The sequence below is a fragment of the Nocardia sp. bgisy134 genome, assembly GCF_965341865.1.
Classification (GTDB): domain Bacteria; phylum Actinomycetota; class Actinomycetes; order Mycobacteriales; family Mycobacteriaceae; genus Nocardia.
Genome location: NZ_CBDQZP010000034.1, coordinates 1 through 24,949 on the forward strand (window position 1 = coordinate 1; position 24,949 = coordinate 24,949).

The 24,949-nt window shown below is 67.0% G+C and carries 24 protein-coding genes and 3 pseudogenes; 11 read left to right on the plus strand and 16 right to left on the minus strand.

The genetic code is table 11. The annotated features are described in order from the left end of the window. From ACRWNM_RS35215 to ACRWNM_RS35235, 5 genes and pseudogenes are all read right to left on the minus strand, one after another. On the minus strand, positions 1-2,155 hold a 2,155-nt coding region (locus ACRWNM_RS35215; protein ID WP_431972493.1), incomplete at its 3' end, for an AMP-binding protein. A 148-nt stretch (positions 2,156-2,303) separates the two neighbouring features. Next, entirely contained in the window at positions 2,304-2,699 is a 396-nt protein-coding gene (locus tag ACRWNM_RS35220) for a diguanylate cyclase domain-containing protein (protein ID WP_431972494.1), read from the minus strand. Between the two features lie 1,040 nt (positions 2,700-3,739). Next, the gene (locus ACRWNM_RS35225; RefSeq protein ID WP_431972495.1) at positions 3,740-3,874 is read right to left on the minus strand and encodes a hypothetical protein; all 135 of its coding nucleotides are present in this window, start codon (positions 3,872-3,874) and stop codon (positions 3,740-3,742) included. A 310-nt stretch (positions 3,875-4,184) separates the two neighbouring features. Beyond that, a pseudogene (locus ACRWNM_RS35230) lies at positions 4,185-4,487 on the minus strand (ISL3 family transposase); the annotation flags it as partial. Positions 4,488-4,521: 34 nt separating this feature from the next. Further along, positions 4,522-5,394: an aldo/keto reductase family oxidoreductase gene (locus tag ACRWNM_RS35235; protein ID WP_431972496.1), complete on the minus strand. Its 873-nt coding sequence runs from the start codon at positions 5,392-5,394 to the stop codon at positions 4,522-4,524. Between the two features lie 132 nt (positions 5,395-5,526). On the opposite strand from ACRWNM_RS35235, the gene ACRWNM_RS35240 reads away from it, so the two are divergent. Then, complete coding sequence (locus ACRWNM_RS35240; RefSeq protein WP_431972497.1) at positions 5,527-5,964, plus strand: winged helix-turn-helix transcriptional regulator; 438 nt, start codon at positions 5,527-5,529, stop codon at positions 5,962-5,964. Positions 5,965-6,014: 50 nt separating this feature from the next. Here the strand turns inward: ACRWNM_RS35240 and ACRWNM_RS35245 are convergent. From ACRWNM_RS35245 to ACRWNM_RS35255, 3 genes and pseudogenes are all read right to left on the minus strand, one after another. Continuing rightward, a pseudogene (locus ACRWNM_RS35245) lies at positions 6,015-6,233 on the minus strand (transposase); the annotation flags it as partial. Between the two features lie 485 nt (positions 6,234-6,718). Then, positions 6,719-8,242 carry a polyketide antibiotic transporter gene (locus ACRWNM_RS35250; protein WP_431972498.1) on the minus strand — a complete coding sequence of 508 codons (1,524 nt, stop codon included), beginning with the start codon at positions 8,240-8,242 and terminating at the stop codon, positions 6,719-6,721. Positions 8,243-8,337: 95 nt separating this feature from the next. Beyond that, complete coding sequence (locus tag ACRWNM_RS35255) at positions 8,338-9,264, minus strand: ATP-binding cassette domain-containing protein (protein WP_431972499.1); 927 nt, start codon at positions 9,262-9,264, stop codon at positions 8,338-8,340. A gap of 168 nt (positions 9,265-9,432) precedes the next feature. On the opposite strand from ACRWNM_RS35255, the gene ACRWNM_RS35260 reads away from it, so the two are divergent. Continuing rightward, a complete protein-coding gene (locus ACRWNM_RS35260) occupies positions 9,433-10,026 on the plus strand; it encodes a cutinase family protein (protein ID WP_431972500.1) in 594 nt (197 codons plus the stop codon). 35 nt (positions 10,027-10,061) lie between these two features. Here ACRWNM_RS35260 and ACRWNM_RS35265 read toward each other — a convergent pair whose 3' ends face one another. From ACRWNM_RS35265 to ACRWNM_RS35280, 4 genes are all read right to left on the minus strand, one after another. Beyond that, a complete protein-coding gene (locus ACRWNM_RS35265; RefSeq protein WP_431972501.1) occupies positions 10,062-10,466 on the minus strand; it encodes a hypothetical protein in 405 nt (134 codons plus the stop codon). Further along, positions 10,466-11,584, minus strand: a complete 1,119-nt coding sequence (locus tag ACRWNM_RS35270; RefSeq protein WP_431972526.1) for a molybdopterin-dependent oxidoreductase — start codon at positions 11,582-11,584, stop codon at positions 10,466-10,468. Before ACRWNM_RS35270 ends, ACRWNM_RS35265 begins: the two co-directional genes overlap by 1 nt. Before the next feature lie 202 nt (positions 11,585-11,786). After that, positions 11,787-12,467 (minus strand): TIGR04282 family arsenosugar biosynthesis glycosyltransferase, encoded by a 681-nt coding sequence (locus tag ACRWNM_RS35275; protein ID WP_431972502.1) that lies wholly within the window; start codon positions 12,465-12,467, stop codon positions 11,787-11,789. Further along, positions 12,464-13,126 carry a glycosyltransferase family 2 protein gene (locus tag ACRWNM_RS35280; RefSeq protein WP_431972503.1) on the minus strand — a complete coding sequence of 221 codons (663 nt, stop codon included), beginning with the start codon at positions 13,124-13,126 and terminating at the stop codon, positions 12,464-12,466. The genes ACRWNM_RS35275 and ACRWNM_RS35280 overlap by 4 nt, the downstream gene beginning before the upstream one ends. Positions 13,127-13,240: 114 nt before the next feature. On the opposite strand from ACRWNM_RS35280, the gene ACRWNM_RS35285 reads away from it, so the two are divergent. From ACRWNM_RS35285 to ACRWNM_RS35295, 3 genes are read left to right on the plus strand one after another with little or no spacing between them, the layout of a single operon-like run. After that, a complete protein-coding gene (locus ACRWNM_RS35285; RefSeq protein WP_431972504.1) occupies positions 13,241-14,632 on the plus strand; it encodes a hypothetical protein in 1,392 nt (463 codons plus the stop codon). 8 nt (positions 14,633-14,640) lie between these two features. Further along, a complete protein-coding gene (locus ACRWNM_RS35290) occupies positions 14,641-15,339 on the plus strand; it encodes a response regulator transcription factor (protein WP_431972505.1) in 699 nt (232 codons plus the stop codon). Next, a complete protein-coding gene (locus tag ACRWNM_RS35295) occupies positions 15,329-16,360 on the plus strand; it encodes a sensor histidine kinase (protein ID WP_431972506.1) in 1,032 nt (343 codons plus the stop codon). The genes ACRWNM_RS35290 and ACRWNM_RS35295 overlap by 11 nt, the downstream gene beginning before the upstream one ends. Positions 16,361-16,365: 5 nt before the next feature. On the opposite strand, the gene ACRWNM_RS35300 is transcribed toward ACRWNM_RS35295, so the two are convergent. Beyond that, complete coding sequence (locus tag ACRWNM_RS35300; RefSeq protein ID WP_431972527.1) at positions 16,366-17,424, minus strand: NAD-dependent epimerase/dehydratase family protein; 1,059 nt, start codon at positions 17,422-17,424, stop codon at positions 16,366-16,368. Positions 17,425-17,584: 160 nt separating this feature from the next. On the opposite strand from ACRWNM_RS35300, the gene ACRWNM_RS35305 reads away from it, so the two are divergent. From ACRWNM_RS35305 to ACRWNM_RS35330, 6 genes are all read left to right on the plus strand, one after another. Beyond that, on the plus strand, positions 17,585-18,787 hold the full coding sequence (locus ACRWNM_RS35305; protein ID WP_431972507.1) for an aminotransferase class I/II-fold pyridoxal phosphate-dependent enzyme: 1,203 nt from the start codon (positions 17,585-17,587) through the stop codon (positions 18,785-18,787). Positions 18,788-19,206: 419 nt separating this feature from the next. After that, positions 19,207-19,434, plus strand: a complete 228-nt coding sequence (locus ACRWNM_RS35310) for a hypothetical protein (RefSeq protein ID WP_431972508.1) — start codon at positions 19,207-19,209, stop codon at positions 19,432-19,434. A gap of 165 nt (positions 19,435-19,599) precedes the next feature. Then, a complete protein-coding gene (locus ACRWNM_RS35315; RefSeq protein WP_431972509.1) occupies positions 19,600-20,568 on the plus strand; it encodes an AraC family transcriptional regulator in 969 nt (322 codons plus the stop codon). Between the two features lie 66 nt (positions 20,569-20,634). Beyond that, the gene (locus ACRWNM_RS35320) at positions 20,635-21,075 is read left to right on the plus strand and encodes a peptidase inhibitor family I36 protein (RefSeq protein ID WP_431972510.1); all 441 of its coding nucleotides are present in this window, start codon (positions 20,635-20,637) and stop codon (positions 21,073-21,075) included. Positions 21,076-21,208: 133 nt separating this feature from the next. Then, a complete protein-coding gene (locus ACRWNM_RS35325) occupies positions 21,209-22,534 on the plus strand; it encodes a hypothetical protein (protein ID WP_431972511.1) in 1,326 nt (441 codons plus the stop codon). Between the two features lie 80 nt (positions 22,535-22,614). Continuing rightward, on the plus strand, positions 22,615-23,112 hold the full coding sequence (locus tag ACRWNM_RS35330; protein ID WP_431972529.1) for a hypothetical protein: 498 nt from the start codon (positions 22,615-22,617) through the stop codon (positions 23,110-23,112). A gap of 354 nt (positions 23,113-23,466) precedes the next feature. Here the strand turns inward: ACRWNM_RS35330 and ACRWNM_RS35335 are convergent. The 3 genes and pseudogenes from ACRWNM_RS35335 to ACRWNM_RS35345 form a co-directional block, all read right to left on the minus strand. Next, positions 23,467-23,778: pseudogene (locus ACRWNM_RS35335) on the minus strand (MBL fold metallo-hydrolase); the annotation flags it as partial. A gap of 27 nt (positions 23,779-23,805) precedes the next feature. Further along, positions 23,806-24,624: an NAD(P)H-binding protein gene (locus ACRWNM_RS35340; protein ID WP_431972512.1), complete on the minus strand. Its 819-nt coding sequence runs from the start codon at positions 24,622-24,624 to the stop codon at positions 23,806-23,808. Continuing rightward, the gene (locus ACRWNM_RS35345; RefSeq protein WP_431972513.1) at positions 24,621-24,797 is read right to left on the minus strand and encodes a hypothetical protein; all 177 of its coding nucleotides are present in this window, start codon (positions 24,795-24,797) and stop codon (positions 24,621-24,623) included. The genes ACRWNM_RS35340 and ACRWNM_RS35345 overlap by 4 nt, the downstream gene beginning before the upstream one ends. Positions 24,798-24,949 lie beyond the last annotated feature (152 nt).

Below are 24,949 nucleotides of genomic sequence, written 5' to 3' on the forward strand. Positions count from 1 at the left end.
CCACCACACACCCGAACCCGGACAGCTCCCCCGGATCGAGCGTGGCCAGCATGGTCGGCGTCAGGAAGCCGTGCGTGACCCCCTCCCCGGCGATCAGCCCGGCCAGCTCCGCACCGCCGCGCACCTGCGCCGGTGCGATCACCAACCGCGCCGACGCCGCGAACGCCATCAGCAACTCCAGCACCGACGCATCGAAACTCGGTGAGGCGGCATGCAACACACGCGACGACGACCCCGCACGATATCGCTCGAGCTGCTCGACGGCGAAGTTCCTCACCCCCCGATGCGGCACCACCACCCCCTTCGGGACGCCGGTGGAGCCGGAGGTATAGATCACATACGCGGGATGGTCGACCCGCAACGGGCCGACCCGATCCGCATCGGTCACCACCGCACCGGACTGCCGAGCACACTCGGCCCGCACCGTCGCATCGTCGAGCACCAACCACCCCACCGACCCCGGCAGTGCACCCGCCTGCTCGCAGAGCGTAATACCCACCACCGCCCCGGAATCGGTGAGCATGTGCGATATCCGCTCGGCCGGATACATCGGATCCACCGGCACGAACGCGGCCCCGGCCTTGGCGACCGCCCACACCGCCAACACCGACTCCACCGACCGCGGCACAGCCACCGCCACTACCGACTCCGGGCCCACCCCCCGGCCGATCAGCACCCGCGCCACCCGGCTCGACCATTCGTCGAGCTCTCGATAGGTCAGCGATCGCGCCCCATACACCACCGCCACCGCACCCGGATCCACCCCCGCCGCCTCCGTGAAGATCTGCGGCAGAGTCCGGCCCACCACCGCCGCCGCACCCCGCACCGGCACCAACCGGCTCCGCTCCTCGACATCGAGCAGGCTCAACCGTGATATCTCGGTGTCGTGCTCCGCATGAAGAAAACGACCGATGAAGTCGATGAACCTGCTGTGAAGACGGTCCAGGTCCTCCTGGGTGTATCTGTTCGGATTTCCGTGGAGGTCGATCGACAAGGCGGCATCATGACCGCTTCCATGAACATTGATCTGCAGGTCGTCCAATATCCCGGACCGCAGAATGTGATAGGTAGCCGTCGCCTCCCCGAGATTCAACTCGGAATCGAACAGCATGAGATTCACAACGGGACCGAACACAGCCCCGATGGTGTTCAGCAGATTCGCATCACGGCGAATGTCCTCGTAGCGATACCGCTGATGACGCAGGGCCCCGAGCAGCTCCCGCGCAGACTCGGCGACCAGCTCACCGATCGTCGTCCGCACACCGACGTGGAATCGGATCGGGAGAAGATTCGCGAACATTCCCGCAGCCTGCTTCGCACCAGCGTTCGCCCGACCCGTGACGGGAAGACTCATCACGACGTCGCAGGTATTCGCCATGCGAGACAGGAACGCCGCGATCGCGGCAACGACAACCTGCGCTGGACTCTGCCCGTTCTCCCGGGTTATCGCCTCCAGCCGGGCAGTCAGCTCCGGACCCAACTCCTGCCCGCTCACCAGATCGTAGGCGGCCGGCGGAGCCGATCGTCTCGACAGGCTGATTGGCTCCGGGAGACCGGCAACCCGCTCCGCCCAGTACTGACGATCCGCAACGAACCGACCGGACTCGCGGTACTCGCGCTCCGCTCCATACAGCGTTTCCAGGTCCACCGTCTTCAGCGTCGACGGCTGCCGACCTTCCACTGCGGCGCAGTACCGCTGCGCGATGCGACGAGTGACATTCAGTCCGCCGTATCCGTCCATCGCGATGTGATGGACCCGTGAATACCAGAAGTAATGACCATCTGCCAGCACGATCAGCTTGGTTTCCGACAATTCGTCACGAAGCAGATCCACCGGTTTGCTGTAGTCGGCACGCATCCACTCCCTAGCCGAACGAACCGGATCCAGCTCCGAGCTGAGATCGAGAACACCGTCCTCGTAGGACTGCACCCCCTCCACCCACTGATAGGGAATGCCGTCTACTTCGACCAAGCGGAATCGCCCGGATTTCAGCTCCGCAGTCGCGTCAAGTCCCTCCCGAACCATCAAACCGACGTCGACAGGACCTGTGATTTCGAGGTAATGGGCAATATTGAACGACACGCCGCTCGACACCTTCTCCGCCAGCCAGACGCCGTACTGTGCCGGCGACAGCGGATACATGGCCGTCGTCACCCCCACCGTATTCTCAGACCGAGCAACCATCGAAGTTGGCCTTCCGCTACTTTCAACTTCTGAATCAGCCGAGCATTTGGATGAGGGCCAATTCGGTGGTGATCCGGGCGGCCAGGGCGGTCGCGGTGTCCGCGGTGCCGATGTCCTCTCAGACGCGGACGAATTCGTCGCCGCCGAGGCGGGCGACGGTATCGGCCGGGCGGACCGCCCCTGCCAGCCGCCGCCCGAGCCGTTGCAGGATGGCGTGCCCGAGGCTGTCGTCGACGACCTCGAAGTCGTCGACATCGACCAGCAGCACCGCGAGCAGGGTGCGCTCGCGGTGGGCGGTGTGCAGGGCGGCGGTGATCCACCGGTACGCCGCGGTGCGGTTCGGCAGCCCGGTGAGCGGGTCGTGCAGGCTCTGATGCCGCACCCGGGTTTCGGCGTCGATCCGGCCGATCGCGGCGGACAGCACCGCTACCAATCGGCCGGCCTGTTTCAGGCGTAGTGCGGCGGTCAATCCAGCGAAGCCTGCGCCGATCACGCAATAGTCGACATCTGTCATGGCGAGCTGTCCTCGTATCGAGTTCTGCGCACGACCGGAGGACCAGCGCACGATCGCGGCACCCTCGACACGGGTGCACATCGCCTTCGATCAGGTAGACGCGTCGAATCTTCAGCAATTCCCGGTTCCCGAGTCGATCTGGCAGCCAGATGCGCCCCGACGAATCCATTGCTTCCGAGAACGAGCGCGACTTCTCGTCCGGGAGGGGCCATCTCAGCTCTCCGGATCGGAGTCGTCTCATCCACGATCGGTAGCAGTCGCGTCGAATCGCCTGTGCTCAACGCTTCGATGTCTGCAAATCTGCCCCGGAACTTCAAAGTTGGACAATCCTCGGTGAGGACCGCGAGATCAGTTTCTGGCACATCAAGCCCTGATGCTGTCCGGTCATCTGCATGCACAGACACTGCCGACCACGCCCTTCGCTGTACTGTTTGCAGCATTCGCTGAGGCGGTTCGCATCACGCGACCGGTTTCACCCCAGCTCCCACCGAAATACACACGCGAGACATTGTCAATACCAGTGGATTGGTGAGGTTGGATGGCCGCGTTCCGGGTGAGCAGCCGGAGGTTCAGCGACTTTCCGGGATTCCGGTCGGTCATGAGCTCATTTCCGGGGTGAAGATGATCATAAAGTCGTCGGTGCCGAACCAGAAGCTTGTTGCCGATCCTGTGTCTACTGAGACGCCTGGGGCGAACCAGACCACGCTTCTTCGGAAGCCGAGTCGGGTAGCTGCTGGCGCTCGGATCGTCCCGCGGGGATCGTGTTCCCAGCAGATATCAGCGGCGATGATCTTCTTGCCGATCGGCCCGGCCCACCGCGGGTGGTCGGATACCGGCCCCGTGGCAGCGCCTCCGGGTCCGCTGCAAAAGAAGTCGACCATCGGCTTCGGGAAGATTCTCAGTTCCGATTCGGTGAGGTGTTGTTCCAGATCGCCGCGTATCGGTGACCGATATGGGTGATCAGTTCAACGCCCATCGTCGGTTCGTGCCAGTCGCCGAAATCCCACTCCACGGCGAGCCGACCGTCGTCGTCGATGGTTCTACGGGTAGTACACGACATCGGCGAGGCGTTGACCGCGCAGCTCGGCCACGACCGCTTCGAGGTGTTTCTCGGCAGTGGGTATCGACGGCGGCACGACATGATTGTTGCCCGGGTGATCGGATTTCACCCGCAACGGGCAGCACCTCGGAGGATGTCACCAAGCTGGCGTTCGCCAGCGTGATGTCGAGCAGGGCCGAAGCGGCGGCCCAAGTAGATCTACAGAACCTGCCGAGCACCCCTCGGCTGACCGAGACGGAGATCCGCAAACTCATGGACTCCCTCGGCGACATCGCAGCCGTCCTTGCGAACACGTACGCGGGGAGTTGTAGTCATTGCATGGGTCCTTGCGTCAGCCGAATCCTCTCAGATTCCTTGTGTGTGTGGACCGCGGTGTGGACGCAGAGGGGGCGCACTCTTCCGATTACGCCCCTGACCTGCTGTGGGCTGGTGTCCTGTCGCCACACGTAACCGCAGCCGTTGCACCGGTATCGGCGGACCGTAACGTGCATCGTGGTGGGCCGCCACCCGAATGGTTCGTGCGCCAACCGGCGCAGGATGGTGTCGCGAGGCACGCCCTCGCAGCCGCAGCATCGACACCACTGGTTCGGTTCGACGACACGGCATGCGAGGACCGCGCGGTCGGGATCGAGCCGCTGGCCGGTGACTTCGAGCCCGAGCTCGTCCAGTCGACAGAAAGTGGTCAGGTCAACGCGGGAGAGACCCCGACCAGGACTAGCGTCGTTCACGTCAGACGCTGCTTCGACGCCTCCCGTTGGCTGGTCAGCGGCCGATGCTGTCCAGTTCGGCCACATCCTCGCCGGAGAGGGCGAGCCCGGCGCCGGCGATGTTCTCGCGCAGATGCGCAGTCGATGACGTGCCCGGGATCAGCAGGATGTTCGGGGAGCGCCGCAGTAGCCAGGCCAGCGCGACGGACATCGGTGCTGCCCCGAGCCGGTCGGCGACTCCCGAAAGCGCCGCGGACTGTAGCGGCGTGAAACCCCCGAGGGGGAAGAACGGTACGTAGGCGATGTCGGCGGCGGCGAGTCGGTCGATGAGGTCGTCGTCGTGGCGGTGGGCGAGGTTGTACATGTTCTGCACGCATACGATCTGTCCGATGCGCCGGGCCTCGGCGACCTGCTCGGTGGTGACGTTGCTGACGCCGAGGTGGCGGATCAGACCTTCCTGCTGTAGGTCGACGAGCATCCCGAACGCCTCTGCGAGCGAGCCGGGCTGGGGGCCTTCGGCATTGCCCATACGCATGTTGACCAGGTCGAGCACCTCGAGACCGAGGGACTGCAAGGTCTCGTGGACCTGCTTGCGCAGGTCTTCGGGCCGCCGGGCTGTGGGCCAGCCGCCCTGCGCGTCGCGGTTCGCCCCTACCTTGGTGGCGATGAACAACGACCGAGGATAGGGGTGCAGGGCTTCGCGGATCAGCTCGTTGGTGACCTGCGGGCCGTAAGCGACACTGGTGTCGATGTGGGTGATCCCGGCCTCGACTGCCTCGCGCAGTACCGCCAGGGCACCGTTGTGGTCGGCGGGCGGGCCCATGACCCACGGGCCCGCGAGCTGCATCGCGCCGTAGCCGAAGCGGGTGACGGGCGAATCGCCCAGAGTCCAGGTGCCGCCGGGAAGTGAGGTGGGGGATGCGTTCATCGTGCTTCGTTCTGCTCTCTGATCCGAGGTGGCGCGTGTCGCCACCTCGGACCATCATTGGGGAGTTACTTCCTATCCGGAAGTAGGCACCTCAAGGTGCGTAACTCACTCTCAGGAATAGGTGTGATCAGGTTGGGGACGACAAGCGCCGCTCAGCGGCGAGCGCAGGCCAAGGTGGAATACAACGCGTTCTTGGCGGCATGCCCCAGTCGCCAACTGCTCGACCGGATCTCGGACAAGTGGGTTGTGCTCGTTCTATGCGCGCTCGGGGGCGACGCTTCCGACCAGCCCGGTGCGGCGAGCGATGCGAGGGCGATGCGCTACTCCGAGATTTCGCGCCTGCTGGCGGGAGTCAGCCAGAAGATGTTGACCCAGACATTGCGGTCGCTGGAACGTGATGGCCTGATCACCCGCACCGTGACGCCAACCGTCCCCGTCACCGTCTCCTACAAGGTGACCGACCTTGGCCTCTCCCTCCACCACCTGACCCGCGGACTCAGATCATGGGCGCAGAGCCACATGGACGAAGTCCTCTTATACCGCGCGACCTACGACGCTCGCGTCTCGTAACCAACACCTCGAACCGTCAGATACCACCACACCCTCGATTGTGAAGAGCCGCGAAACGCCTCGACCTGGGTGTCGAGGTCGCGGGCCATCATCGATACCTGGGAGTTGGAAAGGGTTGTGATGCCGAGTGATTCGACGAGTTTCTCCATCCGTCGTGTCGATACTCCGAGCAGATAGCAGGTGGCCACGACCGAGGTGAGTGCTCGTTCGGCGCGTTTGCGACGCTCGAGCAACCAATCCGGGAAGTAACTGCCTGTTCGCAGCAGTGGAACGGTCGCAGGGCATGTCAACCGCATCAAGATGCTCAAACGGCAGATGTTCGGACGCGCGAAAACCGACCTACTCGGAAAACGAATCCTGTTGAGCGAGTGAATAACCCGGCATCCGAGATCACCAAAATTGTGCCAGATCCGCGTCACGGACGTCGTTGTCCGCTGAGGTGGTCGAGGCAGGGCAGGACGATATGGTTGGCGCCCGATCGTCGAAGCCCATGGGCGAGCCATAGGAACGAGCCGCTATTGGGGTCGGCTCCGTAGAAGACGGTAGCGAATTCGATCCCGTCGTGTTGTGCCTACTGCTCGTGACGGTCGTCGTGTCAAGCTTGCGGGGTGCCCTCGATGGAGTCCCCGAGGTGCCCGTCCGCCGGATCTGTCATTCGATGTCCGGTGACCCGGCTCTGGCCCCGAGTTCGGCTTGTGATGTCGGCGTGCAGTCAAGGTCTCGCACCGCAGGTCTGCGCGAGCGTGCTCGGCGTTCAGGTATCGAGATCGCGGCATGTGTAGCCGAGCAGGCCTATCGCTGTCAGGATCGCCGCGATCGCGAGGAGCACGAGGCTGGCGACCCAAGCCGGTCCGGTGTCGGGAACGGCAGACAGGTGAGCGAAGGGCGAGACATTGATCAGCCATGCCGGTGCTCGGATGCTTCGGGCGATGACGTCGAGCAGGAACCCTCCGGCGACGGGGAGTGCGCCGACCGGCCCGACCGCGGCCGGATACCAGCCCAGCGCGAGCATCGCGGCGCCCAGCCCCAGCAGGGCGATCGGCGCGACGTTGATCGCTCCGGCGAGGGCGGCGTCGATCCCCAGCGGCGCGCCGGTCAGTGCAGCACCGCTCCACATCGCGACAGCCGCGGTGATCAACAGGACGAACGATCCCGCCGCGGTCACCGCGACCTCCGCGGCTGCGATGCGACACCGGGGCACCGGCAGGGCATGCAGCACAGTCCAGCGCCGCGCCTTCTCGTCCGCGCCCATGGCCGCGAGCCGAGTCGCGCAGTAGAGCCCGACCGGAATCGCGAGCAAGCCGAACAGCGCCGCGGCGAAACCGGTGGCCGAATCGAGGCCTGCGAATCCAGCCGACGCGGCGAGCTCGGCGAAGCGGGCATTGCCCTCGAAGAACTCCAGGATCGAGGAGATCAACGCACCGATCAGCAGGAAGTAGGTCGCGATACCGATCGACCACGCCATTGTCGGCATGACCGCCCGACGCAGCGCGAAGGCACTCATCGAACCCAGCAGCCGAGTGCGCGCAGGACGGGTAGCCGGAAGAACGATCAGCGCGCCGCCGAGGTCGCGATTGCGAGCAGCAGCCAGCGCGGCGACCGCGAACGCAACACCCACAGCCACCAGCACCAGCAGCGGCTCATAGCGGTTGCCCGCATAGGGCGCGGCGCGGGCAACGAGCCCGAACGGTGTGACCCATGCGGTCCAGGCGACCTCGGACACACCATCGGCGAGCATCCGCAGCAGCAGACACACGCCCAGGACCGCGCCGGAGAATCCCGCGGCCGCGGCCCGGGAGGGCAGCAGTTGCGCGGCGAACAGTCCAGCGCAGCTGAAGACGACGACAGTGCCGAACACGCAGAAGGCGTGCACGATCGCTCCGGCGGGATCGGTGCCGGTCAGGATCAACGCCATTCCCACGCCCGTCGCGATCAGGAGGGCCGCCATGGCAAAGGTGACCAGGCACCGCACCAGCAGATCCACCGCGCGCACAGCTCCGCCGAGGAGCAGGTCCCAGCGCCCGGCATCCTCTTCTCCACGGGTGACGCGAGTGGCGGCCAGCAGCGCCCAGACACCGCTGAGTACCAGGACGGGGGTACCGGTTCGCCACACGGTGAACCCGCCGGGATCGTCGAGCGCGCGTGGAGTTCCGAAAAGGACTCGGATAGCGGGGTTTTCGGCCAATGCGTGGATGGCGTCGGTGTCGATGGCATCGGCGAAGGTGGTCTGATACTGGCCGGCGACGAGGGCAGACATTCCCGCCGCGGTGACCGCCACGAGAACCGCTCCTCGCCGGATCTGCCGCGCGGTGAGCCATTGGACAGCCCGGCCAGGCGCCGGTGCCTGCCTCACCTCTGTCCGGACTGCGGTGGTCATCGCTCGTCCTCGCCGTAATAGTCGAGGAAGATCTCCTCGAGGCTGGGCTCACGCAGCGAAAGGGCGGTCGCCTCGGACGCGGCCAGTGCCCGTAGCGCCGGCGCGGGCGGTCCGGACAAGGTGAACCGCACACGACTGCCATCGAGTCGTTCGACTGCCGCCACCCCCTCCACACCATCCAGTGACGGCGCGCCGCCTCGATAGGAGACTTCCACGACAGTGCGCTGCAGGCGGCGCAGGTCCGCCAATGTCGCGATCTCGACCAGACGACCGGCCCGCAGAATTCCGACCCGATCACACAGCGCTTCGACCTCCCCGAGCTGATGCGAGCTCAGGAACACCGTTTGACCCCGCTCGCGCGCCTCGCCAACGCACCGGCGAAATTCCCGCTCCATCAACGGATCCAGCCCAATGGTCGGTTCATCGAGAACCAGCAGAGGTGCGCGAGTGGCGAACGCGGCGACCAAGGCGACCTTCTGACGATTGCCAGTCGAATACGCCTTGCCCGGCTTGTCGAGTTCGAGCGCGAAACGGTCGATCAGCTCGCCGCGATACGCCGCATCGTTTCCAGGGCCGACGCGGGCGAGCAGCTCGAGGATCTCGGCTCCGGTCAACGACGGCCACAGCGCGACGTCGGCGGGCACGTAGGCCAAGTGGCGGTGGGCCGCACGAACGTCGCCCGCGAGGTCACCGAACACGCGCGCCACCCCTGCGGTGGGGCGGATCAGGCCGAGCAGAAGCCGGATCGTGGTCGACTTCCCGGCGCCATTGGGCCCGAGAAATCCGAATACTTCACCGTGTGAGACTCGCAAACTGAGGTCATCGACAGCGAGCGTGCGACCGAACCGCTTCGACAGGTGGTCGATCGTGATGGCCGCGCTTGAATCGAGGGCGCGCGCGGACAACGCCGCAACAGTGGACATGGAAGCCCTTTCCTAGTCGGCGAACTGACCTGCCGACCAGACTTCCCGGCGCACCTACCAAACAGGCTACTCCGGAAAGGAGCCGTCTCGAACGAGACAAGAAGACGGTGTGATGATTGCCATCATCACAGCCACGATCGCCAGTGCGACCGATTTCGGTGTGCTGTGGTGGATAATCGCCAGACAGTCCAGCACTGTGGCGAGACCCGCATCGCCCTCGTAGGTTACAGCCAGGGTGCCGACGCCGCCGGAGATCTCGCGGCCGAAATCGGACGCGGCGGCAGCGTCGTGGCTCCGGACCGTCTCGTCGGCGTCGGTCTGCTCCCCGACCCACAGCGCGCCCCCACCGACATCCAGGTCGGGCCGCAGGTCGGCGGGGCGGGCGCGATCGGCGCGCGACCGGGAGGGCTCGGCCTGGTCCACAGCAAGGTCCGTACCATCTGCGCAACCGGCGACCTGTACTGCTCGACCGACGACGAGGATTTCCTCCTCCGCTTCGGCGGTTACCTCGCCCGGGCGTCGGGCACCACGTCGGACCCGGTGCTGCACAAGTGCGATGCCGCCGCGCTCCTGGACGCGATCCGGTCGCGCGGCGGCATCGCGGCTCTCCCAACCGATTTCGACGAGGAAACCAGCGGGCAGCGCGCGCAGCTGGCACACTTCTACGGCTCCGGGACGCACATGTCGTACGGCACCTATCCGGTCGGAGACGGGCACACCGCTATCACGTGGATGCACGACTACCTCGCGAACCTGGCCTGAGCGCCCACCCGTGCCGACCTCGACCGTTCAGATCATCATCGCCGAATCCTGCGCCGCCACAGCGCGGCGACCGCCACCAGCGCCCAGATCACGAGGACGGCGGTGAGCAGTCCCGTGCTGTAGTCGCGATCGAGGACGGTGGGGTTGGCCGCGTTCGCGTGTTCGCGGCCGAGGACGGCCACGGCGAGCAGCCCGAGCGTCACGGTGCATACCGCGCCGACGACGACCGGCGCCCACGACCACGCAGGCAGCAGACGTCGGGCCGTGAGACCCGCGGCGGCGCACAGGGGCGCGAACACCCCGTCGTGCAACACGATCGCGGCGGCGAACCACCACGCGATCGAGATCAGGTCCGCGCGCGGAAAGTCGAGCAGCTGGCTGAATCCGTGCCAGCCCAGCCAGAGTCCGGCCGCGCCGAGCAGCAGCCGGATCATCGTCATCATCGCACCTCGATCGAGGACAACCATTTGGTTTGCAGGACGCCGGGTCGGGTCGGGGCGATGAGTCGACACGGATAACCATGGTCGAGATCGAGGTCCTCCCCGTTCAGCCGCAGCGCGATCAGGCTGTCGGCGGCGACTACGTGGGACTCCGGAAGCGCTGAGCGGCTGTAGAGCCCACCCTGCTCCAAGGAGCGGAAGACGGCGTCGCCACCGGTGTAGTCGCCAACCGCGCCGAGCAGATCGCGCACCCTGATTCCGGACCAGTCCGCGCTGACACTCCATCCCTCGACACAGGCCAGCGGCAGCGTCGCGGTGGTCTGCGGCAGCGCCGCGAGCGCGTCCCGGGTGAACTCGGCGGTGCGTTCGCCCACCGTGACGGTGAGCCGGTAGGCCGCATCGCGGGCGCGTTCGGCGACACCGGCCTCGACCGCGGTGCGATTCACCGGAAGCCCCTGTGGCCCTTCGCCACTGCGCGGTGCGAGCACCGAGATACGACGAAGCAGCGGCACCGTCTGCCCCGCGACGGCGACCCCGGCAACCGCGGCCGCGGCGACCGCCGCCCCGAGCACGACCCGCCGCGAAGCCGTGCCGCTATCGGCGCTGGGCTCGACGGCGGGCCGAGCCAGTGCGGTGTGCACCACGGGAAGTTTCACCGCGAGGTGCACCGCGAGCGCACCGATCGCGACATAGGCGAGGGCGTAGTGGGTGGTGGTGAAGAAGAACCGCCACGGGTAGTACTGCGCGGAGTTGAGCAGTCCGGTCACCAATTGGAAGATCATCGAGCCGACCAGCACCGCGATCGATCCGCGTTCGAGCAGGTGCAGCGGATTGCCCAGGATCGGGCGGGCGAACAACCTCGGAAACACCGACCACAGCTTGACGATCAGCAGTGGTATCGCGACCACACCTGAGATGACGTGGGCGCCTTGGCTGACGCGGTAGAGCCAGACCGGGTGCGCGGGCCACCAGAACCAGGCGGGCGGATGCTGGATCCAGTGACTGATCAGGCCGGTCACGAGGCAGATCGCGACGGCGATTCCGAGCAGGATGCCGACCCGGGCGGCGACGGCCGTCGAGCGGGCCGGGGAGATGCGCGCGGTCACCGCCGCGGGCAGCAGCAGGGCGGTGTCGGTTCCCGGTTGGGCTTCGGTGTCGCGAGGCTTGTGGTCTTGCGCCACGGTCACTCCTCAGAGGTGGTCAGGGGCCGCGCGTGCGGTCGGCCGCGGTAGGGGCTCCGAGGCGTTCGGGCGTCTCGGGGACAACCGGAATTTCGGGGATGATCGGCCGCCGCGACACCCCTGTCGTGGTACCGACCCGTCACGGCCGGCTCCCGCTGCCCACGGTGAGGCGGGCCGCGACGGCCGCGAAGCGTCCACCCGAGGCCTCGGCGACCGGCGCGATGTCGTCGACCTCGTCGACGTCGGTCAGCATCGGCAGCAGGCCGATGTCATAGCCGTTGCGGAACAGTGCGTTTCGCGTCAGTTCACCGGTCGTGGTCGTCGACATGGGTATCCCGACGAGCATCCGGGCGATGCGCGGATCGGTGAGTCCGAGCATCCACCAGCCACCGTCGGTGGCCGGACCGAGCACCGCCTCCCGGCCCGCCGCCAATTGCGCGGCCGCCTCGGCGAACAGCGCGGGGGTCACCTGCGGGGTATCCATACCGATCTGGACCACGGGATCACCGGGACGTGCCGCGTCGGCGTGTGCGTTGGCCAGGCGTTCGCCGAAGGTCCGGCCGCGCTGCGGCACGACTTCGAAATCGGCGAGGGCGCTGACGATTTCAGTGGCGTGCTGAGCGTGCGTGACAGAGCCGGTCCACGCAACGATCGCATGGCGCGGATTGCTGGCGCGCACCGCGTCCAGGGTGTCGAGCAGCGCGGCGGCGGCCAGGGTGGCGGCGTCGACGGGCCGCAGCGGCGGGGTCAACCGGGTCTTGGCGAAGCCTGCGATCGGGGCCTTCGCGACGACGAGCACCGTCGCGTCCAGGGTGGTCATCGAACGCTCCAGAAGTCGCGGGCCGCCCGGATCGTGCCGAGCACCGAACCGGAAACCTTCGACACCCCATGGGTTCTCGGCCGGTAGGTGACGTCGCGTTCGACTACGCCCCAGCCTGCCGAGGCCGCCCGCGCCAGCAGCGCCAGCGGATAGCCCGACCGCGGATGCAATGGACCGAGGTCGACCAGTTCGGCGCGGCGCAGGACGCGCATCGCGGCCAGATCGTGCACCACCAGGCCGTACCGGCGACGCAGCCAGCTCGCCAGCACCCAGTTGCCCAGCCGAGCATGCCACGGCCAGGCCCCCGGCACAGGTCGACGGCGTCCCGCCACCATCGTGACTTCGGGTGCGAGAGCGGCTACAAGCCTGGGAAATTCGGCCGGATCCATGGATCCGTCGCCGTCGAGCACCGCGATCAGTTCGGTCGTCGACGCGTCCACTCCGGCTTGCACGGCGCTGCCGTATCCCGGCCTGGTCTCCGTGACGACCTGAGCGCCATGCGCCCGCGCGACGGTCGCGGTGGTATCGGTCGAGCCGTTGTCGACCACGATCACCTCGTAGGCGGCGGGGATTGCCGTGAGGACGCCGGGCAGTGCTCCCGCTTCGTTTCGGCAGGGAATCACCACGGTCACTCGCCGTGTGCTTTCTGCAACGTTCACACCACTGACCGTAGGGTCGTTTCAGCGGAAAATGCCTGCTGAAACCGGTGACGAAACTGTGACGGCGCGATCGCGTTGGTGTGCGAGGAGGTCTGTGGAACCTACCGTGAACCAGTGCGGAAGACGACTGACCGACCCCTGCGCCGAGCGATTACCGGGCGGGCCGATCTATACGGCGCGGGTGCCGCGGCGGCCCTGGTCGCGCTGGCGATCCTGGTGCCCCTGCTGGGGAGCGACCAATGGCGAGACAGCCTGTACGCGGCATCGGCCCCGATCTTCGGCAGTTGGGATCCGCACTGGGGGTGGGGAACGGCACCGGCGATCGCGATCGGCGCGCTCGTCACCCTGTACGGACCGGGCCTCGCCGCCCGATTGCCCTGGCGCACAATGCTGCTCGCGGTCTGGCTCACCGGGCTGGCGTGGGCGTTCGCGCTGGCCATGGTGGACGGCTGGCAGCGCGGCTTCACCGGACGGCTGGACAACAGCCACGAGTATCTGCACGAGGTCGGCGGCGTCACCGACATCGGCGCGATGCTGCGTGGTTTCGCCGACCGCATTCTCGACTTCCAACCCGATTCCTGGACCACACACGTGTCCGGTCATCCACCGGGGGCGCTGCTGACGTTCGTGCTGCTGGACCGCGCGGGATTGGGCGGAGGAACCTGGGCGGCGCTGGTGTGCACCGTGATCGGGTGCAGCGCGGCGGTCGCGGTGGTGGTGGCGATTCGCGCACTCGGCGCACCGGACCGTGCGCGCGCCGCGGCCCCGTTCCTGGCGCTGGCGCCCGCCGTGATCTGGCTGGCGGTGTCGGCGGACGCACTGTTCGCCGGTGTGACGGCATGGGCCGTCGCGCTACTCGCCCTCGCGCTCCAACCGGGTCGACGACGGCCGATAGCCGCGTTCGTGGCCGGGTTGCTGTTCGGGTACGGGCTGTATCTGAACTACGGCCTGGTTTTGATGGCGGTCCCGGTGCTGGCAGTGCTCGCGCTGCGTGGGGTGTGTCGCGCGGCGGCCGCGGCGGCCGGGGTGCTGGTAGTGGTCGCGGCCTTCACGGCGTCCGGGTTCTGGTGGCTGGACGGCTACCACCTCGTCGTGGAGCGCTATTACCAGGGCATCGCCACCACGCGTCCGGTGTCGTACTGGGTGTGGGGGAACCTGGCCGCGACAGTCTGTGTCGTCGGCTTGGCGAGCGCGGCGGCGCTGACCCGGCTGCCCGGCTCGCTCGCACTGCCGACCAGACTCCGTCCGAATCTGGTTGTGGTACTGAGCGATTGGCGCGAACGCGTCGACCCGGCCGCCCTGCTGGCCGCCGCCGGACTCCTCGCCCTGCTCGCGGCCGACCTGAGCGGTCTGAGCAAGGCCGAGACCGAGCGCATCTGGCTGCCGTTCGACGTCTGGGTGCTGGCCGCGACGGCGCTGCTGCCCGGCTGGTCGGCACGCCGGTGGTTGGCCGTGCAAGCGATTGGCACACTCCTACTAGCCCATCTCATCCTGACGAATTGGTGACCGACACGATGCGTATCCTGATTGCCGACGACGACCCGGTGGTCCGCGAGGTGGTACGGCGCTACCTCGAGCGCGACGGGCTGGAGGTCGTCGAGGCAGCCGACGGCGCGACCGCGCTGGCCCGCCTCGAGGCCGCCGATATCGACCTCGCGATCCTCGATCTCATGATGCCGCCGCCGGACGGCATCGCCCTGTGCCGGGGCATCCGAGCCGGTGATCGCGCGGACATCCCGATCATCATGCTCACCGCACGCGGCGAGGAGGACGATCGCGTGACCGGCCTGCGGGTCGGCGCCGACGACTACGTCACCAAGCCGTTCAGCCCCCGCGAACTGGCCCTGCGGGTCGCCTCGGTGCTGCGACGGACCTGGGCCGCGGCACCGTCCGGTGAACCGGTGTTGCGTGGCGGACCGATCGAATTGCGTTCTGCCGCAAGGACAGTCCACGTCGCCGGGACCGCGGTCGAGCTGACCGCGCGGGAGTTCGACCTGCTGGCGTTCCTGCTGGCCAATCAGCAGCGTGTCTTCAGCCGCACCGAATTGCTCGAGCGGGTGTGGGGCTGGAACTTCGGCGATCAGTCGACAGTCACGGTGCACATCAAACGCCTGCGCGCCAAACTCGGTGCCGCCAGCCGGATCGACACCGTGTGGGGTCGCGGCTACGCCTGGGGTAGGAGCAGGGACGAGGGGCGCGACGATGCCCGCTGACGTCTCCGGCCTGATCGGTCTCGCGCTGATCGGTACCCTGCCCGTGGTCGCGGCCGGCGCGCTCGTACTGCGGCTGATCCGCAATCGCCTGCTCAGTACCAGCATGGTGATCCTGGTGCTGATCCCGACCCTGGCCACGCTGACAGGTTTCGTCGCGGTCAGCCGACTGATGGTCACCGACGAACTCTGGCGTGTTGCCGTGGTTCTCACGGTGGTCACCGCGGTGACGGTGCCCGCGGCGGTGCTGCTCGGCCGGGCCCAGGCGCGGCAGCTGGTGTGGGAACAGCAGATGCTCGAGCAGGAACGCGTCGCCGAGCAGTCGCGCCGGGAACTGGTCTCGTGGGTCAGCCACGACCTGCGCACCCCGCTGGCCGGTATTCGGGCCATGGGCGAGGCGCTGGCCGACGGCGTGGTCGACGCCGACGCCGACATCACCCGCTATGGGCTCCAGATCGTGCGCGACACCACCAGGCTCTCGGCGATGGTCGATGACCTGTTCGAGATGTCGAAGATCAACGCCGGCGCGCTGCGCCTGCATCTGGAACCCCTCGACCTGCGCGAACTCGTCGACGAGGTGTGCGCTGCGAACGAACCCGCCGCAGCGCGCGCCCAGTTGACGCTCACCGCCCGGCAACCGCTCACCCGTGTCATGGTGGCCGCCAGCGATCAGGCGCTGACCCGCGTACTCACCAATCTTGTCGGCAACGCGATCGCGCATACACCGCCGGGCGGCCGGATCGAGATCGCCGCGGGCGCCGACGACCAGGCATGGGCCCGAGTCACCGACACCGGGCCCGGCATCGCGCCCGAGGACCTGCCGCGCATCTTCGAAGCCGGATACCGCGGGACAACGGCACGGACGCCCGGACTCGGCGAATCCGGCGGCAGCGGTATGGGTTTGGCCATCGCGGCCGGACTGATGTCCGTCCATTCGGGCACCATCACCGCGACGAACCGGGAGCCCGGCGCACGGTTGGAGATCCGACTGCCCCGGTTGTCGCCGCCGACCGCCGGAGGCTGATCGGTTCACCAAGTTGGCGCGCCCGCGCCGCCGACGGCGCGCAGTGGCGCACGAGCGAATTCGGTCAGTCCGGGCTCCGGCCCGATCGCGGCGGTGAAATCCAGCAGCTCGCGGGCGCGGTCCGGACTCGCCACGACATGGCGGACATCGCCCGGCCGGAACTTCCCGGTGATCACTGGCGCGGGTCCGAGGTGGGCGGCCGCGAGCAGCGTGGCGACCGCTCCGATGGAGATCGGCTGTCCCGAAGCGATATTCAGCGCGACGAAACCGGGCAGCGGCCGTTCGACCGCGGCGAGATTGGCCGCGGCGACATCGCGGACATGCACGAAATCGCGCATCTGCCCGCCGTCCTCGAAGACTTGCGGCGGCACGCCCGCCGCAAGTGCCGACCGGAACAGCGCGGCGACACCGGAATACGGTGTGTCCCTTGGCATATCATCGCCGTACACATTGTGATAGCGCAGCGCGGTGACAGCCGAATCAGTGGCGGTCGCCCAGGCCGCGGCATAGTGCTCCTGGGCGACTTTGCTCGCCGCGTAGAGACTGCGGGGGCGCACCGGCGTGTCCTCGCCGACCGGGGCCCAGCCGAGGGGTTCGCCGGAGTGCAGGTCACGGTGTTCGAAGAAGCCACGCTCGAGCTCGTCCCGACTGCGCGGCGCCGGTACCCGTGAAGTGGAATCGGCTGCGCGATAACAGCCTTCGCCATACACCACCATCGAGGACGCGAGCACCATGCGTCGACAGCCCGCCCGCGACATCGCGGCCAGCAGCACCGCGGTGCCGAGGTCGTTGTGGCTGGCGTAGGCGGGCGCGTCCTGGGCGCTCACACCCGCCCCGACGACGGCGGCCTGATGACACACCACGTCGATGCCGGTGAGCCGGTCGTCCAGGGCCGCTGGGTTGCGCACGTCGACACGCTCGACGCCGACCGGCGGCGGCGCCGCCGGACCGTGTGCGGCGGCCAGCATCAGGTCGACGGCAACCACCTCGTGCCCGGCATTAGCCAGAACGCGCCGCACCTGGGACCCGATGAAACCGGCCGCGCCGGTCAAGAGCACTCGCATGGGGTCGAGTCTGTCGATGCTCGCCTGGAATTCCCAGCGAATCCCGCTGTACCGGACCAGCGGTAAGAATTCCGTCACATTTGACAGCGCGGACATGATGTCAATGTTTCGTCAGATTTTCCCGGGGTCGCCGAACGCCATTCTGCGGAATGCTGGGCGGGTGCTGTTGGACATGGACGAGACCTGGGAGGCCGGCATGGCGGCAACCGTCGCCGATCGTATTCGGACCCGCATCGAACGGTCCCACCACGAACGCATCCTGGGTGGGTGGGGTGCCCGAAACCCACGCCACAGCCGCGCACCCGCCACCCACGACATCGTGCTGACCAGCAACGACTACCTCGCGCTCGCGGATGACCCACGGATCGCGGTGGCGGTGTGCCGAGCCGCGCTCGACCGCCCGCCCGCGACGGGCCACCGCGCGGAGCGGGCCAGCGCCGACCTCGAAGCCGCGCTGGCCACCCATGTGCACGCGCAGAGCGCAGTGCTGTGCCAATCAGGGTGGGAGGCGAATGTCGGTCTGCTGCAATCCATCGCCGATCCCGCAACCCCCGTCTACCTCGACAGCCGCACACACATGTCCTTGCGGTTCGGCGCTCGGGCCGCAGGCGCGCCCGTGTACTCCTTCCGACACAACGTCCTCGACGACCTGCGCGCACTGATCACCGCGCACGGCCCCGGCGTCATCGGCGTCGACGCGATCGACAGCACCGGGGGCAGCCACGCCGCGCTGGCCGCGCTGTGCACGTTGGCCGAGGAGTCCGGTGGTGTGCTGATCGTCGACGAGTCACACGCGCTGGGCGTGACCGGACCGCGCGGTGCGGGTGTGGTCGTGGCGCTCGGCCTCACCGACCGGGTCGCCTATCGCACCGCGAGTCTGGCCAAGGCGTTCGCCCGGCACGCCGGGGTCGTCTTCGCTCGTGATCCGGATTTCGCCGAATACTTTCAGTTGGAGGCGGCGGCCGCGGTGTTCTCCTCGCCCGTCCCCCACGCCGATATCGCCGCGCTGACGGCGACGCTCGCGGTGATCCAAGAATCCGATTCCCGGCGCGACCGGCTGCGGGAGGTGGGGCACCGAATCCGAACAGCGTTGCGCACGACGGGATTCGAGCTGGCGGGGGCGGCCGGCCACCTGGTGTCACTACCCACCGGGCCCGCGCCGCATGCGATCGCTGTCCGAGACCATCTGGAAAAGCTCGGCGTCTTCGGCTCGCTGTTCTGGCCGCCCGCGACCCCCGACGACGCCACCCTGATCCGCTTCTCGCTTCATGCCGCACTGACCGACTCCCAGGTCGACCGCATCCTCGACGCCTGCCGTGAGGTCGCGAACACGTACGGGCCGATCCCGCCCGCTATCGCTTGACCGCCTGATGAATGGCATCGATCGTGCCGGGTCCACCTGATCAACAGCTTGCCGACGCGGCCATCGATCCAATGGTGCGTCGGCAGATGGAAATGACGGTTCCCCCGCTAATCCGGAGAGCGGATTATCTGGTTCCGGCTGGAACCTGGTAGTTCGCTCTCCGACCGAGCGGGGGAACCTCATCTCGGCCTTCACCCGCCAGGATGTGCGTGATCTGTCTGGGCCCAGGCGACGCTGGCCGGTGAATTGGCGGGACGGGCGGCCAGGACCATCTCGGCCCGGGAACTCGAGCAGCTCGGCGATGTCGTCCCCGAGTACGGCAGGGCCATGACCGCGGGCGATACCGACCGTGACTCTCGGCCGCGAGTTCCATCGCCGGATCAACCTCGCCGCCGATTCGCACCGTCTGGTGACGGCTGTTGGGTTCGATCGTCAAACAGTTACCCGACCGGTTCTTCGGCGATATCGAGGGTCACACCGAACAGACGCGCCATTTCCATCCGGCGATCCCCGAGGCGCTGTGCAAGCGCCGCGCCAAGACGGCGACCACGCTGATGCGCGATCACATCATGTCCGGCACCAACGATCTGGTGGCCGTGCTCGACGAGCACCGGCTCTGGGCCGAGGACGCCAAGTCCAGCGCCTAGAACGTTCACCTGTCGATGACGACGTGTCGAAGTTCTGGTCGATCTGGTTGTCGGTGAGGAACTCCCGCAGAATTTGTGTGCCCCGGGTGTCCGACGGACAATACCGTCGACATCCACTGATCCAGGCCCGTTCGCGCGGCGCCTGCTGCCGGGAGGGCAGTCGGAATGTTCGTCGAACCGCTGTCGGGGCATCGCTATTTTCGGACCGACGACCCCGAGGTGGCCCGAGCGGGGATGGCCGGCATCCTGCGTGAGCACCGGCTCGACCCGGGCGCCTCCACCATGGAGGCCAGCTGCAATATCGTCCGGTACGGCGATATCGGCCTGGTCTACAAGCATTACGGGGTTCAGGTTCGGATCCGGACCGACCCCATCGAAACCTTCCGCCTGATTCAAATACCGCTGGCCGGGTGGGTCCGGGTGCTCGACGGCACCGCCGATATTGCCTGCGACCCGGCGGTGGCCTCGGTTCCGGACCCGGATGCGCCCCTGGACATGAACTGGCACGAGAGCAGCAGGCAACTCCTGGTCCGAATCGACCGTGCCGCGTTGGACGACCATTTGCGGCGGATGCTGGGCCGGCCGCCGGATCGTCCGTTGCGGATGGCCATCGCCATGCAGTTGCGATCACCGGCCGCCCGGACCTGGTTCGAATCGCTGCGCATGCTGCAGACCGACGCCGAAGGTCCGGGCCTGTTTCTGGATCCGCGGCTGCGGCCGCAGGTCGAGCAGCTGATGATGTCGCAATTCCTGCTGGCCCAGCCGAACAGCTGTTCGGAGCTCCTGCTCGACGACGCCCCCGGAAGGTCGACGCCACGACCCATCCGCCGGGCCGAGCAACTCATCGCCGACCATGCGCACGAAATGCTCACCGTCACCGATATCGCAGAGGCAGTGGGACTTTCGGTGCGGAGTCTCCAGGAGGGCTTCCGGCGATACCTCGACACCACACCGACGGCGCGATTGCGTGAAGCCCGGCTGGTGGGCGTGCACTCCGCGCTGGTCGCCGCGGACCCCACTATGACCACGGTCGCCGCGGTGGCCGCGGACTGGGGGTTCTGGCATCTGGGCCGTTTTTCGGCCCTGTACCGGCGGCGATGGGGTGTGCCGCCGTCGGTGACGCTGCGCGCCTGACGCACCGCGCAGCCCGGACAGAACTCGCGCGAGGTGGATAGTCGCGGACGGTCCGGACCACCCATCATGAGTGCGGCGGATTTCCGCCCACCGACACTCGATCCCACCGGCTTCGAAGGGTCAATCATGTTGTCACTCAGACTGTTTAGCCGTCTCAGCGTCGCGGCGGCAGCCACCATCGCGGTCGCCGGGTACGGCGCAGCCCTCGCGCCGGCGCCGGCATCGGCGGCCTACGACTGCCCGGGCGGACTGTTCTGCGGCTACGACCACCGCGACGGCTCCGGCATGTTCGTGCAGGTCGACAACAACTGCCTGCTGCACGACATCGGCAACGGCGGAATGGGAGATCGTTTGAGCTCGTACTGGAACCGCACCGGAAAGACGGTCGGCGTCTACAACTGGACCGGTCAGAAGTGGCAACTGCTCGTCTCGGTCCCCGACAACAGCAAGGGCAATGTGCCCGCCGACGGTGACAACAAGGCCGATGCCCTGTGGGTCTGCGGCTGAGGCTTGCAGTACTCGGTAGACCCTCCCGGCGCACCACCGGGAGGGTCTTCTGTCTGTCGCGCTGAAAGGCCGCCGACGTTACCTGTTCAACGTGGCAGCGATGTGCAGGACGGCTTGGTAGCGGACGGCGAGCTTGTCGAACCGTGTTGCGGACAGCGAGCTCGGTAGGCCGCCGAGTCCCGGCTCGTCGGAACCCGGGCCGGGCGGATCTTCCGGTCGGCCGGAGTCCGAGGGGGGCGGGAGACCCGGTGTCGATCCGAAGAAGGAGGCCGATCGCCAAGCGCGCATCGCCAAAGGCGAGGCGCTTCTCAACGACACGCGGATCGGTGATACCGAGGATTCCCTGGGCCAGGCGATCTGGGGTGACCGGCCCGCGACCGATCGCGCTCGGCAGCGAGCGGCGGACCTGGTCGGTGGTGGCACGACCTTCAAGAAGAAGGCTTTGGCGGAGGGAATCCAGGACCGAGCCATCCAATGGGCGTTCGAGCAGGGCGGGCGCAATAATCCGGGGCGATTCTCCAATGCCTACGAGTACTACAAACTGAAATTCGACGAATATCGCGGATCGCTGGACCCGTCGCTGTACCGGAACCAAAATCTCGATGCCCTCGCGGCGCGGATGTTCGAAAATCGCATTGCCGACGAGATGTTGGCGATCGATGTCCAGACGGTCCTGCGCAGCGGACGCGGCGCGGTGAATCTCGGTGCAAATCTGTCCGACGAGGCAATGGTATCGGCGCTGCGCAATGCCGAGGGGTTGGGCTTCGATGACCCGGTCTCTAGTGCGTATCACACCCTCAAACACCGCGATGAGTACCCCGATATCGAGAAGGTCGGGCCGACCGAGATCGAGTCGTATCAGAACAGCGCGGCCCGAACCGTCCGCGAGGGCCGTTTGGTTCAGGTCGGGGTCGACGACGCGACCGGAGCGACGAAACTGGTTTTTCACCGAGTGATCGATGACGGCGCGGGCGGTACGAAGATCACCGAGGCGATCGTATGGGTCGATACCGAGGGGCGTGCCTCCATCGCCTCGTACGGCGCTCCGAAGGCGGTTCGGCTGGGACCGGACAAACAGTTGCCGCCGGAATGGGAATTCGGCGGCGCCCGATCGGACGCACCGCAGATCCTGCCCGAAGACGCCGATCCCGCCCCGACCGGAATACCGCGCCCGCTCCTCACAGTGCCGCCGCTGCTCTCGCTGCGACCCGGCGAATCCACGCCGAACTCCGGCGACGGAACAACCGCACCGTGGGCGGGTGACCTACTACAGCACCTGCGGGAAACGATCGAGATGGCTCAGCGCACGGTCCCGCGGACCTTCGCGGCGATGCCCGTCGCTCGCGCCGAGACGTCGCAGGATCGGCCGCTGACGTTCAATATCCGCGTGCCGAGGCCGACAACGGACATGCGAGCGGAATCGGCTAGGGTGCTGACCTATTCAGCCCACCTCGGTTGATTCGTAAGGGGATCGATATGGCGCGCAATTCCGACGATGGCGGAGATGAGAAAATGGCTTCGACTGTGAGAGACAAGTTGATGCGTGACACGATCGCGGCATTCGAGGAATCCGCGTCGATCGCGGACTCCGGCGCGGATGATGTGATACGTGGGCGCGATTCCGCATTCAGGCGGGCGATGGCGTATCTGTTCGAGGTCTGCCTCGACTCCGAGCGGGCGAAGGCAGGTTCCGGGTGGGCCGAATTCCGGGAGCGGGTAATAGGTCTCGTGCGGCGCAACGGGTGGGCGTTCCACAATTACATCGACGCCACCACAGAAGCGTCACTGCATTCCTCGGTGGACGGCTGGGACTCGTGGACATCGGCGTGTCGGCGCCGGTCCTCGGTGCAGTTCGTCATGGACGAATTCGACGGCGCCGCGTTGCTGTACGCCGGTGATTACGACGTCGAGTTGTTGCGGGAGGCCGACGAGGAACTCCGCGAACGCGCGCACCGGGTCTCGCCGCTGCCAGACGACCTGCTCCCGCCCGGTATTCCGGAAACCCACTGGTGGTGGTTGTCGCCGGGGAACCCGTGAGGCCGGTCGGGAAGGCCCGGGACGGCGAGTCCGTCGGTGCCGCGCCCGGACCGCTCGTGCCGGGCCCGCCCGGCATGGGTATGGCCTCAGTGTGAGTGATGAGCACGGCAGCGTGCCCAGTTCAGGAACGGAGCGGGCCGTGGCGCGAAGGTACCGGTCACACGGAACAGCACCGACGCGATCGCGTACCGGCCTGCCGTGAGACCGATAGTAGTGCCAGCGGTCGTTCCCAGCATCAATCCGAGGAGTAGTCCGACATCGAGCCCTTGCTCGAACTGGGGCAGCATGGCTAGGTCGGTTGTCTTGGAGGCGTAGATGGCAGCAGCGGGGAATGCTTGCTTGAAGGCGCCGGGCGACGACGACGTGGTCGGGATGGGAGTGGGTCACAAGCACCGCGGCGACCGGCTTGCCCGTCTTGTTGATCTCAGCGATCGCATTGCGCGCGTCGGTCTCTGTGCGCAGGGTGTCCACGACGATCAGCCCTTCGGATGCCTGGATCCAATAGGTGTTGACCGAGCCGGGGTTGAGCGAGGCGAAGTAGCCCGGCTCCCCTGCTGTCGCAGTCCGCAGGTCGCAGGTGTCCTCGCTCGCACAGCCCGCCGCCCACATGATGGCGCATGCGGCAGCGGCGCCCGCAACGAGACAACGCCGCAATGCCTGGTTCATCTGGAGTCTTTGCACCTCACAGAAGATTCAGCGGAAGTCGTTTGCGTGAGCCACTGCCCATTGATGAAAAGTACGAGGTGGATGGCCTGTCACCTCGTCCACCGTGGGGTAGATCAGGGACTCGTCGAGTGTCCGGTCGCTGTAGAAGCTGAGGAAGGCGTGGACATATTCCTCCGGCATCCTTTCGCTCATGTCGGCACGGGCCTGCTCATCGGTGAGCGGATGGAAGCGCAGATCGCGACCGAGTACCTGCGCGAGAAGGGCCAGCCGCTCAGCCGGCAACAGCCGTTGCGGGCCGCTCAGCATGTGGATGCGTTCCTCGTGTCCGGAGTCGAGCAGTGCCCGCACCGCGACGGCCGCGATGTCATAGGGGTCGACGGATGCGATGGGCACATCACCGAAACCATCTTCGACGACGTCACTGGACCGTAGCTGGGTCAGCCAGCGCAGTGCGTTGGACATGAAAGCGTTGGGACGCAGAAAAGTCCAGGCCAGACCGGACTCACGGACTGCGCTTTCGGACCGGATCATGAACTCCGAGAAAGCGTTTCGGGTGTCGGTGGCGACTGTGGCCAGACTAGACAGCAACACAACTCGTTTCACTCCTGCCTGCCGCATCGCGGTGAGCAGGCCCGGCATGTCGCGGTAGCCGGGCAGCAGGAACACCGCACCGACACCGTCGAGGGCGGTGGCGAGCGAGGCCGGCTCGTTCAGATCGCCGACGGCCTGCTCGACCGGCAGGTCGGTCTGCTCGCGTACCAACGCGCGGACCGGCTGCTGCTCCCGGACGAGTGCCTGGACTACTTCGCCGCCGACGTTGCCGGTGGCGCCTGTCACGAGGATCATCGAAGGGTCCTTCCGAAGTGTGCGGCGGCGGTGTCTGCGGCCAGCGTGACCTGGGGCTCCTGGTCGTAGAAGTCGAACTGGCTGCCCTGGGTCCACAGGATGTCCTTGCGGCCGGCGAGTCCGGCGTGGAAACGGCGGGCACCGTCGGGGATTGCGGCGTCCTCGCTGTGCACGAGCAGGGTGGGCTGGCATCCAGATTCTCCGGCTAACGCTCTTCGACGGAACTGCGCCGTACCTCGCACTCTGCCGCCGCGCTGGCGGTAGCTGGTGGATCTGCGTCGATAGGCCGAGACTGTTATTGCCTGCCCGCGCCATACGGCACGCG

Coding starts and splice junctions, on each gene's coding strand:
- ACRWNM_RS35295 (WP_431972506.1), top strand. CDS start 15,329: ATGCCCGCTGACGTCTCCGGCCTGATCGGTCTCGCGCTGATCGGTACC.
- ACRWNM_RS35300 (WP_431972527.1), bottom strand. CDS start 17,424: ATGCGAGTGCTCTTGACCGGCGCGGCCGGTTTCATCGGGTCCCAGGTG.
- ACRWNM_RS35340 (WP_431972512.1), bottom strand. CDS start 24,624: ATGATCCTCGTGACAGGCGCCACCGGCAACGTCGGCGGCGAAGTAGTC.
- ACRWNM_RS35315 (WP_431972509.1), top strand. CDS start 19,600: ATGTTCGTCGAACCGCTGTCGGGGCATCGCTATTTTCGGACCGACGAC.
- ACRWNM_RS35235 (WP_431972496.1), bottom strand. CDS start 5,394: ATGAACGCATCCCCCACCTCACTTCCCGGCGGCACCTGGACTCTGGGC.
- ACRWNM_RS35255 (WP_431972499.1), bottom strand. CDS start 9,264: ATGTCCACTGTTGCGGCGTTGTCCGCGCGCGCCCTCGATTCAAGCGCG.
- ACRWNM_RS35265 (WP_431972501.1), bottom strand. CDS start 10,466: ATGACGATGATCCGGCTGCTGCTCGGCGCGGCCGGACTCTGGCTGGGC.
- ACRWNM_RS35290 (WP_431972505.1), top strand. CDS start 14,641: ATGCGTATCCTGATTGCCGACGACGACCCGGTGGTCCGCGAGGTGGTA.
- ACRWNM_RS35320 (WP_431972510.1), top strand. CDS start 20,635: ATGAGTGCGGCGGATTTCCGCCCACCGACACTCGATCCCACCGGCTTC.
- ACRWNM_RS35220 (WP_431972494.1), bottom strand. CDS start 2,699: ATGACAGATGTCGACTATTGCGTGATCGGCGCAGGCTTCGCTGGATTG.
- ACRWNM_RS35330 (WP_431972529.1), top strand. CDS start 22,615: ATGCGTGACACGATCGCGGCATTCGAGGAATCCGCGTCGATCGCGGAC.
- ACRWNM_RS35275 (WP_431972502.1), bottom strand. CDS start 12,467: ATGACCACCCTGGACGCGACGGTGCTCGTCGTCGCGAAGGCCCCGATC.